Annotated in this window: 13 protein-coding genes; 12 read left to right on the forward strand and 1 reads right to left on the reverse strand. The window is 39.3% G+C overall.

The annotated features are described in order from the left end of the window. The first annotated feature begins 538 nt into the window (after positions 1-538). The 5 genes from ACOI1D_RS02820 to ACOI1D_RS02840 all read left to right on the forward strand — a co-directional run bounded on the left by ACOI1D_RS02820 (position 539) and on the right by ACOI1D_RS02840 (position 5,402). On the forward strand, positions 539-1,705 hold the full coding sequence (locus ACOI1D_RS02820; RefSeq protein WP_422499068.1) for a M20 metallopeptidase family protein: 1,167 nt from the start codon (positions 539-541) through the stop codon (positions 1,703-1,705). Positions 1,706-1,887: 182 nt separating this feature from the next. Further along, complete coding sequence (gene fabI / locus ACOI1D_RS02825) at positions 1,888-2,667, forward strand: enoyl-ACP reductase FabI (protein ID WP_422499070.1); 780 nt, start codon at positions 1,888-1,890, stop codon at positions 2,665-2,667. A 175-nt stretch (positions 2,668-2,842) separates the two neighbouring features. After that, positions 2,843-2,944, forward strand: coding sequence for a putative holin-like toxin (locus tag ACOI1D_RS02830; RefSeq protein WP_422499072.1), 102 nt, complete (start codon positions 2,843-2,845; stop codon positions 2,942-2,944). Between the two features lie 553 nt (positions 2,945-3,497). Further along, on the forward strand, positions 3,498-3,980 hold the full coding sequence (locus ACOI1D_RS02835) for a sigma factor (protein WP_422499074.1): 483 nt from the start codon (positions 3,498-3,500) through the stop codon (positions 3,978-3,980). Between the two features lie 483 nt (positions 3,981-4,463). Beyond that, positions 4,464-5,402: an agmatinase family protein gene (locus ACOI1D_RS02840; RefSeq protein ID WP_422499153.1), complete on the forward strand. Its 939-nt coding sequence runs from the start codon at positions 4,464-4,466 to the stop codon at positions 5,400-5,402. A 73-nt stretch (positions 5,403-5,475) separates the two neighbouring features. Here the strand turns inward: ACOI1D_RS02840 and ACOI1D_RS02845 are convergent, their stop codons facing one another. Further along, on the reverse strand, positions 5,476-6,168 hold the full coding sequence (locus tag ACOI1D_RS02845; RefSeq protein ID WP_422499076.1) for an aspartate/glutamate racemase family protein: 693 nt from the start codon (positions 6,166-6,168) through the stop codon (positions 5,476-5,478). A 129-nt stretch (positions 6,169-6,297) separates the two neighbouring features. On the opposite strand from ACOI1D_RS02845, the gene ACOI1D_RS02850 reads away from it, so the two are divergent. From ACOI1D_RS02850 to ACOI1D_RS02880, 7 genes are all read left to right on the forward strand, one after another. Beyond that, positions 6,298-7,491, forward strand: coding sequence for a CynX/NimT family MFS transporter (locus ACOI1D_RS02850; RefSeq protein ID WP_422499077.1), 1,194 nt, complete (start codon positions 6,298-6,300; stop codon positions 7,489-7,491). 341 nt (positions 7,492-7,832) lie between these two features. Continuing rightward, complete coding sequence (gene pxpB / locus ACOI1D_RS02855) at positions 7,833-8,573, forward strand: 5-oxoprolinase subunit PxpB (protein ID WP_422499078.1); 741 nt, start codon at positions 7,833-7,835, stop codon at positions 8,571-8,573. Next, complete coding sequence (locus ACOI1D_RS02860) at positions 8,551-9,327, forward strand: LamB/YcsF family protein (protein ID WP_422499154.1); 777 nt, start codon at positions 8,551-8,553, stop codon at positions 9,325-9,327. Before pxpB ends, ACOI1D_RS02860 begins: the two co-directional genes overlap by 23 nt. Positions 9,328-9,632: 305 nt before the next feature. After that, the gene (locus ACOI1D_RS02865; protein WP_422499080.1) at positions 9,633-10,577 is read left to right on the forward strand and encodes a biotin-dependent carboxyltransferase family protein; all 945 of its coding nucleotides are present in this window, start codon (positions 9,633-9,635) and stop codon (positions 10,575-10,577) included. 98 nt (positions 10,578-10,675) lie between these two features. Further along, the gene (locus ACOI1D_RS02870; RefSeq protein ID WP_422499156.1) at positions 10,676-11,077 is read left to right on the forward strand and encodes a DUF1648 domain-containing protein; all 402 of its coding nucleotides are present in this window, start codon (positions 10,676-10,678) and stop codon (positions 11,075-11,077) included. 78 nt (positions 11,078-11,155) lie between these two features. Next, the gene (locus tag ACOI1D_RS02875) at positions 11,156-12,322 is read left to right on the forward strand and encodes an MDR family MFS transporter (RefSeq protein WP_422499158.1); all 1,167 of its coding nucleotides are present in this window, start codon (positions 11,156-11,158) and stop codon (positions 12,320-12,322) included. Positions 12,323-12,344: 22 nt separating this feature from the next. Next, positions 12,345-13,091 carry a Cof-type HAD-IIB family hydrolase gene (locus ACOI1D_RS02880; RefSeq protein ID WP_422499081.1) on the forward strand — a complete coding sequence of 249 codons (747 nt, stop codon included), beginning with the start codon at positions 12,345-12,347 and terminating at the stop codon, positions 13,089-13,091. The last annotated feature ends 1 nt before the right edge of the window (position 13,092 follow it).

A 13,092-nucleotide genomic window follows, 5' to 3' on the forward strand; every position in this document is an offset into this window, starting at 1 on the left:
GACGAGACCCCGCAGGACGGTAGTCCGAGGAGGCTCGGCACTCTCCCTAAGGTGCGCGAAGTATATTCGAAGATGCGATGGTAGATAGACACATTTTGTACCATATTTAAGTTTTTCAGCGGCCTCATTCCTTTCCCATAGGAGTCTCGCATTTTTCCTCCGCTTAAATAGAGGTAGAAAAAGTCCCATGAAACATAAACATCATGTGCGTTTTCTCTATCCTAGTGTAAGCAGAATACGAAGACTCCTGCGGGAACAGCACGAGTCCGAAGACCCCGGAAGAAGCGTTCTTTGCTTCTGAGGCCGTGCCCGCGGAAAGCGAAGTATTCTGCCGGAACGACGTTGATAAAATTTTCACTACGTAGCAGTTTATAGATATTGTGTCATCAACAATAATCTTTCAAAAACAGTCAAAGAAAAAAAAGAAAAGAAATTGCCCAGTCTATTACGATGTGAAATACTTTGATTAAATCGTTTCTATTGTAATATAGTTCGTGTAATTATGAAAATATATACTAACATAGCTGGAGTGATAAATATGACTTTACTAGATAAAGCAAGAGAATTCGCTGGCCAATTAACAGAATGGAGAAGACAGCTGCACCAGAATCCTGAACTGGGATTTGAAGAGCATGTAACGTCAATATTCGTTATGGAAAAGTTGCACGAAATGGGATATCAGGACGTTACGCGTGTTGCTGAAACTGGAGTAGTTGCCTTGATCCAAGGGGAGCAACCAGGTCAAACAGTAGCGCTACGAGCAGATATGGATGCTCTACCAATCCCGGATGAAAAAAATGTACCCTATAAATCCAAAATAGCGGGGGTTGCGCATTTGTGTGGACATGATGGGCATACCACAATGCTTCTTGGAGCAGCAAAACTATTAATCTCAAATCCGCCTAAGAAAGGTTCAGTAAAATTGATTTTCCAACCTGCAGAGGAAGGATTATTTGGTGCAGAAACATTGATTAAGCATGGCGTCCTGCAAAACCCTGAAGTTACAGCAATTGCTGGACTGCATGTTAATCCAGATGTACCAACGGGAGAAGTTACGTGTGCGGAAAGAGAAGTATGTGCGGCAGCTGACTTTTTTGACTTAGAAATTATTGGAGAAGGTGGACACGCAGCGCATCCACATAAAGCAAAGGATCCAATTACGATTACAGCAGAAATTGTTAGTGCATTGCAGCAACTGGTCAGCCGAGAGATTGATCCAATCGCACCAACTGTAATTACCATTGGTCAAATTCATGGTGGATCTGCAAACAACGCAATTGCTCCGCGTGTGAAAATGGGTGGGACAGTTCGAACATTGGATAATGATGTCCGTTATACAATAGAAGAGAAAATGAATCGCCTAGTAAAAGGAATGACAGAAGCATTTGGTGTGAGCTACGAACTTAGCTACAATTACTTCTATCCTGCTCTATTAAACGATCGTTCACTTGTACCGACTGTAAAAGAAGCAGTTGGTAAGACGCTTGGTGAGGAACATTTCCATATTGCAAAGCCTTCCATGGGTGGGGAAGACTTTTCTTTTTACGCAAATGAAATTCCAGGCGTATTTTTCAGATTAGGTGTTCGAAACGAGGAGAAAAACGCGGTATATCCGCTTCATAATCCTAAGTTTGACTTAGATGAGGCAGCCTTACCAAACGGTGCAGCTGTTTTAGCTCAGTGGGCATTGGATCGGTTGGCATAAGTATTTGTTCTCCTTAAGATGGTTTGCAAGGCAAGCATCTAGGGGGAGCTTTTTTAATAGAAAAAACAAATACAAATTCAGAATCAACCAAAATGAATACCCTTATACTTTTCAGCTAAAATGTATTACAATGAAGATATACATAATAGGTATACAATGCAAAAAATGATGGAGGTACATATATGAACGGATTAATGGATGGAAAGAACGTTGTTGTGATGGGTGTGGCTAATAACAGAAGTATTGCTTGGGGAATTGCAAAGTCCTTGCATAACGCTGGAGCTAACTTAATTTTTACAAATCGCCAGGAACGCTCGAAGAAAAAGTTGGAAAAGCTACTGAATGAAAATGAAATCACCGCTTCGCTTTTAGTTTCCTGCGACGTTTCGGATGATGCCAGTATTGCTGGAGCGTTTACTGAAATTGGAGAAAAAGTAGGAGTTATTCATGGTGTCGTACATTCTGTGGCATTTGCTGACCGTGATGATTTGAACGGTGATTTCCTGAATACTTCACGTAATGGCTATTTGCTTGCACAGGAAATCAGTTCCTATTCGCTAGTAGCTGTTGCTAGAGAAGCGCGTCGCTTCATGACAGAGGGTGGAAGCATTGTAACACAAACCTACCTCGGTGCTGAAAAAGTAGTGAAAAATTACAATGTGATGGGTGTTGCCAAGGCAGCATTAGAAGCAAGTGTACGTTATCTGGCAGAGGATGTCGGGCCAGCTGGAATCCGTGTAAATGCAGTGTCAGCAGGGCCTGTTAGAACATTATCAGCTAAAGGTGTGTCTGGATTTAATGATAAGTTATCTACAATAGAAGAAAAAGCACCATTGCGCCGTCATATTGACCAGGATCAAGTAGGCGATGCAACACTGTTTTTACTAAGTGACATGGCTCGTGGCGTTACGGGAGAAGTAATGCATGTTGATTCCGGATTCCATATATTAGCAGGCTCTTAACAACCCCAAACGGTATGCAAAAATGCATGCCGTTTTTTCTTTGTAAAAAAATAGAACGTTTGTTCGTATTTTTGCTATCTTTTATGCTATAATAACAACTAGATAACGTTCTTTTAGGTATGGTCGGCTAGCCCTGTGTATATCTAAATCTATCTATATAAGGGGGGTGATGCCTTTGACATTGAGTATCTACGAGGTATTGATGATTATGTTTGCATCTGGAACATTTTTAATTGGATTGTTGACCTTTGTTGTAAAAATGATCAATAAAAAATAGACCTCCCTATTAACCTTGATTTAACTTGTAGGGAGAGGTCTATTCAGATTGGATAGCTGATCCCCTGGGGGAACGCTTGTCGATAGGCCACAGTTGCAGCTGTGGTCTAATTATTATATGCGCGTTTCTGTTACTATTATACCATAAATTTCTTTCTTGGCAGTAATGAAAGCATAAAAACTTTCTTCTGCATACTAAGGCTTTTGCCATAATGCTTGTAAAAAAGCCAAGTTTTCTAAAAAGAGATTTAGACACATTTAACGCTGTAGTATAATAGTGTTAATTATTTATCAATTGTCATAAAATAGACACATTTACAATTTAAATCTATAAAAATCAGAAAAACAAGCAAATACACTAGTTTTACGACAAAAGTAGACTTGTATCGACAAAATTCTACACGAAAATAGGTTATAAATGATTATTCAAACAATGGAAAAAGTTAGAAAAGTCCTTGACATAGTATGGCATAATAGGTATATAGTCATGCGATTTCAGGAGTCTAAGGCAGCTAAGAAAGTAGGGGGACAAGATAGAAATTAAAAGTAAAAAAATGACGTTTTATGATGTTGCTTTAAAGTTTGAAAAGATGATCAATTTTCATATTCATGATTTAAATATGGAACAACCATATGATGAATATTTTCAAGATGGATTATTTGTTTTGTGGCAGGCATACAAAACGCTTGATCCTCAGAAAGGAGAATTTTCTACTTATCTAAATTGTAACGTTAGAAATAAACTCCTTGATATGAAAAAGCAAGAGACAAACCATGCTTATACTGGTATGCTTCTCAGGCAATCTTTATTAGAACAATTTGCTAGTAAAACGCAACCAAAAAGTGGTCCCTGTTCATGGAAAGCACTCCAACCTAAAATGACAGTAAATAAATGGAAGTGGATCTACCACTATATTATATTGGATCATCCTTGCAAATCATTAGCTAATACTAAAACTAGTCTGGTTGATGGTTTTCAAAGCTGGTTCATAAAATCTATTAGGGAATTTAGAAAGAATAATTCACTAATAGATTAATTTATAGATATAATTATAACAACTGGATGCTAACTGAAATGACTGTATTGCTTGACTATAAGTATTAATCAGTGTTAAAAATGTATATTTCCTGGGAAATAAACTTATTTCTCAAAAACTAGGGAAAATATACCATTATGGTTACCTTTCCCTTAACTACCTCACTATATTTCTGCCTCAGTATCTTATGTTTCCACATTCAAAATCACCACTGTCTTTTCCTCTGATTCTCGCGACTAACATTGGTTGCGATTTTTTATTGCCTCTAATTTTCGGTCATTAGTAATTTGACTATTGACAATGGTTGGCAGAAAACCAGCTAATGAATAGTTTTTTTAATAACCCATTGGTATTTTTGCACAATAAGGGAAGAGTAATTTTATTAGCAGTAAGTATAAATCCTATCTTACTGTATAAGGCTTGGCGATAAGCCAAGTTTTCCAATATTAATACAGCTAGGAGTGGTTGTAGGTGAGGCAGGAAATGATTTATGGAAATACACCTTGTTATCTAGATGGGAAAAAAGTATATTTTCAGGACGAGAGCGCAAATGACCGTGATGTCCTGGTTTATGGTGTACCTTGGGAAGGATCAGTAACATGGGGAGATTATACTGGATGCGAGCTTGCCCCAAAAGTCATCCGCTTAAATTCAGCCCGTTATTCAGGGTACTTGCCAGAATTAAACCATATTAATGTAAAAGAACATTATACCTTTGGAGATTTAGGAGATGTCGATGTCGTTCCAGCCGACACGATTGAAACCATGCATCGCATCGAAAACTTTGCCAGCAAGGTTTGGAAAACGGGGAAGTTTCCTGTAGCATTTGGCGGAGACCACGGTGTTACATACCCAATTGTAAAAGCGCTCAGTGAGGAAATAGATGGACAGGTTGGTATTATTCATTTAGATGCTCATTATGATAATCACCCGGATTATGATGGTGATTTATACGCGAGAAGCACTCCGTTTCACCGGATTTATGAGAGCGAAAGTGTACGAAATGAAAGTATTGTTCATATGGGAATACATGGCCCGCGAAATCAGCCCGAGACTGGAAGATATGCAGATGAAGTAGGTGCAACAACGATTACATCACGTGAAATCAGACAATCGAAAAGTTTATGTGAACTGGCGCGTGATGCCTATCGCATAGCAAGTAAAGGAACTGAGGCAGTTTATCTAAGCATTTGCAGTGATGTCTTAGATTTTGCTTTCAATCCTGGTGGACCAGTTGATGGAAATGGATTAACTTCGTATGAATTAGTAGAACTTGTTCACGAATTTGCCAAGCTGGGTATATGCGGAATGGATTACGTTGAGGTATATCCACAACAGGATACGAATGACAATTCATCACACTTTGTATCAACTGTTGTTTTGTATGCATTGGCGGGACGTATTTTGAATCAACAAAAATAAATGGTGGTACTAGTCAGGATAATCTCTCTTTCGAATGGGAGGTTACCCTGTCTTTATTTTGCATTAAACATAACTAATCAGCTAAGGCAAATTCCACTGCCTTAGCAGCATGAATATTCATCGTGTTATACAAAGGCAAAGTGCTGTCTTCTTGTTTGATAATTAATGGGATTTCTGTACATCCTAAAATTATTGCCTGCGCCCCGTCTGCGCGTAGATTGTCTATCATTGCCTGTATTTTGTTTTTTGAATCCAATGTAAATATGCCCTGACACAGTTGTTCGAATATAATTCGGTTTAATTCAGTTCGCGCAGATTGATCGGGTGTTATTGCGTGAATTCCTTGTTTAGTCAAACTGTCATGGTAAAAATCTTCTTCCATTGTATAACGGGTTCCCAGTAATCCTACTTTAGTAAGGCCTTCAGCATGAATTTCCTTAGCTGTTGCATCGCCAATATGGATGAGTGGAATTTGAACAGCTGCCTGGACATGCGCGGCAATTTTGTGCATAGTGTTTGTGCAAATTACTATGCAGTCGGCACCTGCTTCTTGTAACTTTACAGCAATGGTTGACAAGGTCGAAGCTGCTTGCTCCCATTTATTATTGCTCTGCATGTCTTCAATTTCAGCAAAGTTTACACTGTAGAGTATACATTCAGCAGAATTTAGCCCTCCAGCATGGGTGCTGATTTGTTTATTAATAATTCGATAATATTCCAGGGAAGACTCCCAACTCATACCACCTATTAAACCGATTGTTTTCATTGTCATTGCCCCCTAATAATTCCATTTTAGACGTCTTATATAGGTCCGTCCACCACAAAGATTACTTTTTAATCATATAGATATGCTATATTAGTGTTTAGACCTTATTTGGATAAAGGATGTTGAAGTTTGAAGGATACACGGCCATTTTATCGAGCGTTATTATTTATAGGTATTATAATTGTTGCATTTAATTTAAGACCCGCTATAACGTCAGTTGGACCAGTTATTGGGATTATTCGGGACGATATTGGTTTATCAAATTGGAGTGCGGGTCTTTTAACAAGTCTCCCCCTGATTGCATTTGCATTTATGTCACCCCTTGCCCCAAGGCTTGGGAATAAATATAGTAATGAAGTAGCCATGCTGCTTGGACTTATTTTATTGTTAGTTGGTATATCTGTACGTTCGATTTCCATACTGGTTCTTCTTTTTACTGGAACCATTCTCATCGGACTTGGAATTGCAATTTGCAATGTATTACTGCCAGGTATAATTAAAGAGAAATTTCCTGCTAAAGTTGCGTTGATGACAAGTTTGTATTCAACAGCAATGGGGATTTTTGCGGCAACAGCTTCTGGATTAAGTATTCCATTAACTCGTGATACTGGATGGGGTTGGCAGCTTGCATTACTGGTTTGGACAATCCCGGCTGTAATCGGAGTTGTAATCTGGGTATATCTAAGTAAGGGAGATAAATCTGATCAACCTGTTGAAATGAAATTCATTCAACCCACTGATAATCGAATGTGGCGCTCTCCAATGGCTTGGCAGGTTGCAATTTTTATGGGATTGCAGTCACTGATGTTTTATGTAACGGTTTCCTGGCTACCCGAAATTTTACATGATAATGGTCTAAGTATGGCAACCGCTGGATGGATGCTTTCATTTACACAATTTGTGGGTTTACCAGCAAGCTTTTTTGTACCTGTGATTGCAAATAAATTTAAATCCCAGAGTATGATCGCTGTTATTCTCGCGCTACTTGCAGTTGTCGGGTACAGTGGATTGCTCATTGGTGACGCTTATATCATCATGATTGGCAGCATTATTTGTCTTGGAATAGCTCTGAGCGGAAGTTTCAGTCTGGCACTGGCATTTTTAGGGATGCGCGCCCGAACATCAAGACAGGCCGCAGAATTATCTGGTATGGCGCAATCACTTGGCTATACGCTTGCTGCAGTTGGACCAATGTTTATCGGGTTTTTGTTTGACGTTACACATGCCTGGTCTGTTCCGCTACTAACATTGATTGGTGTAGCTATTTTAGTTGCGTTCTTCGGATATGGTGCTGGAAAAAATCAATACGTGTTAGATGAATGAAATGTGTTTAATCAACTTTTAATTTGAGCAACGACTGCTCGAAATCGAGCGCCGATCGACGAAAGCCGAGCACCGATTCAAGAAATCGAGCACCAATCGACGGAAATCGAGCGCGACACTGTTGGTGCTCGATTTTCTTTATACAGTGCTCGATAATTTAATTTGATGCTCGGTTTCAGCTGGTCAGTGCTCGATAATCTCAAGGCTGACTAATAACCCCAAATCAACAGAGAGCAGTTTATCAGACAGAAGATTATAAATGACACTTCATTTCTTTTAACTGTTATGAAAATTTATGCTATTCTTTTATTAATAGAAAGCATAGTTTAGAGGGTGAAAAAATGAACATAAGTATACAACCACTTGGTGATAGTGGGGTGAAAGTGCTATTTCATGAAAAGGTTACACCGGAACTAAACAGTGCCATTCAGGAATTCTGTCAAAAACTGTCTACACATCCTATTAACGGTGTGATAGAGTGGGTTCCTGCCTTTGACTCTGTGGGAATTTACTATAATCTACATAGTATTTCATACGATGAGATTTCAAATTTAATCAAAAAACTACATATAAAAAGAATAAAAAGTACCGTTAACACAAAGCGTCTAGTGCACATTCCAGTCGTATATGGTGGTGAATACGGTCCCGATTTAGAACGTGTTGCCAAGCATTCTGACTGCACAACGGATGAGGTGGTTGAACTTCACCAAGAAGGTAGTTATCTGGTTTATATGCTGGGATTTTTACCAGGATTCCCCTATCTTGGCGGTATGACATCGCGCATTGCAACTCCAAGGTTAAAAGAACCACGTGCTAAAATCACCGCTGGATCTGTAGGTATTGCTGACACACAAACAGGAATTTATCCTGTACAATCTCCTGGTGGCTGGAATATCATTGGACGTTCTCCGATTAACTTGTTTGATACAAATAGTAGTAATCCAATCGTTTTTCGTGCTGGAGATTATGTGAAATTTTACGCTATTTCTACGGACGAGTTTACTAATACAAAGGATAAAGTTGAAAATGGCATATATGAACTACAAAGTGAAATATGGAATGGAGGGGGCACGATTGAGTAAAACCATTGATATAAACTGTGATCTGGGTGAAGGGTTTGGTGTATATACATTTGGCGCAGATGAATCGTTAATGCAGTATATTTCTTCTGCAAATATAGCGTGTGGAGCTCATGCAGGGGATCCAAACGTAATGGATGCCGTTGTCCGATTAGCAAAAAAATATGGTGTGGCAGTTGGAGCGCATCCTGGGTTTCCGGATCTACCTGGATTTGGACGTCGAAATATGCAGCTTTCGCCAGATGAAATTTTTCATATAGTAGTGTACCAAGTTGGAGCACTTGCTGCATTTTGCAAAGTACATGAAATAAAAATGAATCACGTTAAACCACATGGTGCTTTATATAATTTGGCCGCAAAGGACAGTCAAATAGCTGAGGTAATTGCTGGTGCTATATATGCTGTAAATTCGGATTTAATCTTGTATGGCTTGGCAGGAAGTGAACTCATTCCGGCTGGTGAAAAAGCTGGACTTAAGGTTGCATCAGAAATATTCGCAGATCGAACCTATCAGCCTGACGGGTCACTGACTTTAAGAAAAGAACCACATGCAATGATTACAGAAATCAACAAAGCAGTAAACCAGGTAAAAACGGTAATTGAAAGTGGCTATGTAGAAGCAGTAGATGGAACAAAGGTAAAATTGCGCGCTGACACAGTATGCATTCATGGCGATGGAGAGCAGGCAGTTAATTTTGCGAAGGAACTCCGTACTGGTTTAAATGAAGAAGGAGTTTCAATAAAACCGTTAAGTTAATGAATTGAGAATGTTTAAATAAACCCCCGCGAGCGGAGGAACAGCGTGACTTGAGCGGGAAAGCATAAAACTTACGCGAGAAAATGCCAAAGTCGAGCGTTTACACACAGAAGTTGAGCCAGATAAATCTAGACTTGAACGGAAACCAAATACAGTTGATCCAATGCACCAAAAAGTTGAGCGACGCTACTCCAAACATGGTTAAAACTGCCACACAGCACACTGTACCGCATGACTAACGCTAATCAAAGTCATAAACATAATGTATTAAACCCAATATATAAAATCCCTTTGGAGGTGAATCCATGAAAAAATATGAGCTAGCCCGCGTTATGAAGCCAGGTATATTAACTACATTCCAGGATATGGGGAGGTATGGTTACCAGCAGTTTGGGATACCTGTTAGCGGGGCAATGGACACATTTGCTTTTCAAGTTGCAAATATCTTAGTTGGTAATTCACGTAACGAGGCTGCCATGGAGGTAACGTTAATTGGTCCATCAATCGAAGCGAAAGCCACAATTACTTTAGCTATAACCGGTGCGGATTTATCTCCAACCCTTAATCAAAAACCCGCGCCAATGTGGAAATCATTTAGCCTGAAACCAGGTGACGTGCTTTCATTTGGCAAGAGGTGTTCTGGTATGCGTGCCTATATTGCTGTTGCTGGTGGGTTTACTATCACCACATATTTTGGCAGTAAATCCACCGATCAAAACAGTGGTCTGGGAATGGAGCTTGAAAAGAATACAATTCTATATGGTGTCAAAACCCCCCGAAAAGATGGTGTTTCAATAGACAAAAAATTATTACCATCATATACCAATGAAGTTAAAGTAGGTGTTGTGGAAGGTCCTCATACTACTACTTTTTCTGAACAGGCTCGCAATACTTTTTTCACTAATACGTATACAGTTGGACCCAACTCTAACCGGATGGGATACCGACTGAAATCCGAACAAAGTGTTAAACCAAATGAAGAGGGAATCTGGTCTGACCCGGTACCGTTTGGTGGAATACAAGTGCCAGGGAATGGTGAACCAATTATTCTAATGGCGGACCGGCAAACTACAGGCGGGTATCCCCGTCTTGGAACGGTTATGTCGTCTGACTTGCCCAAAATCGCACAGTTAGCACCAAATGACACCATACATTTTTATCCGATTTCTGTTACAGAGGCACAAAAAACAGCTAGGGATACCGAGGCTGTTTTACACAAACTGGAAACCTTTTATCGTGGTGGTACGTAAGTTAAGTAGGAGGTATAACATTGAACAATCATCCAAAGGTTGACTTCCCTACCATGAAGAAGGTTAAAATTGTTAATGCACTATGAATTCTATCCATACTGGGAACACTAATCTATCTAATCATTTTGTATCCAACCCTCCCTGAAAGGATACCAACACATTTTAATTTGGCTGGTGAAGCTGATGGATGGGGTGGGAAAAAAACTATCTTTATCCTTCCGCTTGTTGCGAGTTTCATGTTTATTGGATTATATCTAATTAGCAAAGCACCACGTACATTTAATCTGCCAGTAAGCATTACAGAGGAAAATGCGATTCGAATTTATCCTGTCGCACAGTTCTACATGACCTTATTTAATTTGGAAACAGTGCTTATATTGTGCTGCCTAGTATACGTTTCACTGCCGAATATCCTGTCGCCCAGTATTTATTTTTTACCGATCATGATCCTGGTCTACCTCATCACGCTAATTCTTTTTGTTGTAAAGGTTAAGAACTAGAAATAATGGTATTGCTTAGTCACCCAAAATAGTTTAAAATAGCTTGAATGAATACACGGGTAAAGCGAGATGACAGTAATGCCGAAATACATATGGCTATTAGCAATAGCCACTACAGTTAACGTAACGGGAGCGTCCTTTTTATGGCCACTGAATACTATTTATATGCATAACGAACTCGGTAAAAGTTTAGCTTTTGCGGGGTTCATTTTGATGTTTAACCAAGGGGCATCCATCGCAGGAAATATGATAGGTGGAATGTTGTACGACAAAATTAGTGCTTACAAGACGATTATTATTGGTATGTCGGTAGCATTTTCTGGTTCAGCAATTATGATTTTCTTTCATAGCATCATTCCCTATTCGATTTTGCTAGTTCTGATTGGATTTGGTGCAGGTATGACCTGGCCAGTAATGTTTGCTATGGCAGGGTCTGTTTGGCCAGAGGGAGGACGACGTGCATTTAATGCGATATACGTTGCACAGAATTTAGGTGTAGCACTTGGCGCCTCTTTGGGGGGATACATTGCAAGTATCTCATTTAATTATATTTTTGTTGCAAACGCAGTTCTGTTTGGTGTTTTTTTAGTGATTGTCTTGATGACTTTTAAACAAATGGATAAAGAACGTGATCCACAAATGCACACCAGCGTATTTGAGCAGAATACTGCTATTAAAAATAAAACAGCGTTTACTGCTTTACTCATTCTATGTGGGGGATTATTAGTGTGCTGGATTGCATACAGTCAATGGCAATCGACTATCGCATCCTATACACAGGATATCGGAATTGGGCTTGAGCAATATAGTATGCTTTGGGCAATAAATGGATTTCTTATCGTTTTGGGCCAACCTCTGTTAAAATTGATTACAGATCGGGTAACATCAACCAAAAAACAAATATACCTTGGAAATACAATTATTATTCTCGCTTTTTCCATAACAATGTTTGCAGAAGCTTTTACATTATTTGCTGTATCTATGGCTATTTTAACAATTGGCGAAATGATAGTATGGCCGGCAATCCCAACCCTCGCTAATGAATTAGCACCACGAGGTAGGGCTGGTTTCTATCAGGGAATTGTCAATAGTGTTGGCGCAGCTGGACGTATGGTAGGTCCACTGTTGGGTGGATTAATAGTAGACATATACAACATTCAGTTGCTGTTTTTCGTTCTGCTAGGTTTACTAGTTATTCCGTATTTCACTACATATTTATATGACCGCAGATTAACTGAAAAATAGCGATAAACAAAGGAGAATGAACATGGAGAAGTCAGAAACGAAAATTAAACTTATTGCACTTGATATGGATGGAACGTTACTAACAACTGATGAAAAAATAACTGAACGAAACAGGGAAGCGATTAAACAAGCGTTGGCTAAGAATGTGCATGTTGTCATTAGTACGGGACGCTGGTTAGGTTCATGTTATCCGTATGCCGAATCGCTCGGGTTAAAATCGTATCTTGTAACAAGCAATGGTGGCGAGATTTGGACAGTTGAAAAAGAACTGATTGACCGGAATACAATTGGTGCTGGCTTAATTGAAAAAATGTGGAATCTTGGTAAGGATTATGACATGGGATGCTGGATGAATGCTACAGATGCAGTTTGGCGTGGGGATCGTCCAAAAGACTTTTTTGAGCATGAATGGTTAAAAATTGGATTTGCTTCTCATGTACCAAGTAATTTGGAAAAATTCATGCAGGAGCTGTCTTATTTTGATCAGCTGGAATTGACTAATTCACAACCCCATAATGTTGAGATCAATCCTAAGGGAATCCACAAAGGTAGCGCTTTACAAAAGGTCTGTAAAAAATTAGAAATTACGATGGATGAAGTAATGGCAGTAGGAGATAGTCTGAACGATATGAAAATGATACAGCAGGCAGGGCTTGGGGTAGCTATGGGGAACGCTCAGGAAGCAATTAAGAAGGCAGCAGATTTTGTTACGGATACAAATGATTACGATGGTGTAGCACAGGTAATTGAGCGGTTCGTCTTAGACTGAT

The organism is Virgibacillus sp. DJP39 (assembly GCF_049310925.1).
Classification (GTDB): Bacteria; Bacillota; Bacilli; order Bacillales; family Amphibacillaceae; genus Virgibacillus_F.

Bases quoted from the DNA above. Each gene is read 5' to 3' on its own strand.
- ACOI1D_RS02820 (WP_422499068.1), top strand. From the start codon at position 539: ATGACTTTACTAGATAAAGCAAGAGAATTCGCTGGCCAATTAACAGAA.
- fabI (WP_422499070.1), top strand. From the start codon at position 1,888: ATGAACGGATTAATGGATGGAAAGAACGTTGTTGTGATGGGTGTGGCT.
- ACOI1D_RS02835 (WP_422499074.1), top strand. From the start codon at position 3,498: ATGACGTTTTATGATGTTGCTTTAAAGTTTGAAAAGATGATCAATTTT.
- ACOI1D_RS02840 (WP_422499153.1), top strand. From the start codon at position 4,464: ATGATTTATGGAAATACACCTTGTTATCTAGATGGGAAAAAAGTATAT.
- ACOI1D_RS02845 (WP_422499076.1), bottom strand. From the start codon at position 6,168: ATGAAAACAATCGGTTTAATAGGTGGTATGAGTTGGGAGTCTTCCCTG.
- pxpB (WP_422499078.1), top strand. From the start codon at position 7,833: ATGAACATAAGTATACAACCACTTGGTGATAGTGGGGTGAAAGTGCTA.
- ACOI1D_RS02860 (WP_422499154.1), top strand. From the start codon at position 8,551: ATGGAGGGGGCACGATTGAGTAAAACCATTGATATAAACTGTGATCTG.
- ACOI1D_RS02865 (WP_422499080.1), top strand. From the start codon at position 9,633: ATGAAAAAATATGAGCTAGCCCGCGTTATGAAGCCAGGTATATTAACT.
- ACOI1D_RS02875 (WP_422499158.1), top strand. From the start codon at position 11,156: ATGCCGAAATACATATGGCTATTAGCAATAGCCACTACAGTTAACGTA.
- ACOI1D_RS02880 (WP_422499081.1), top strand. From the start codon at position 12,345: ATGGAGAAGTCAGAAACGAAAATTAAACTTATTGCACTTGATATGGAT.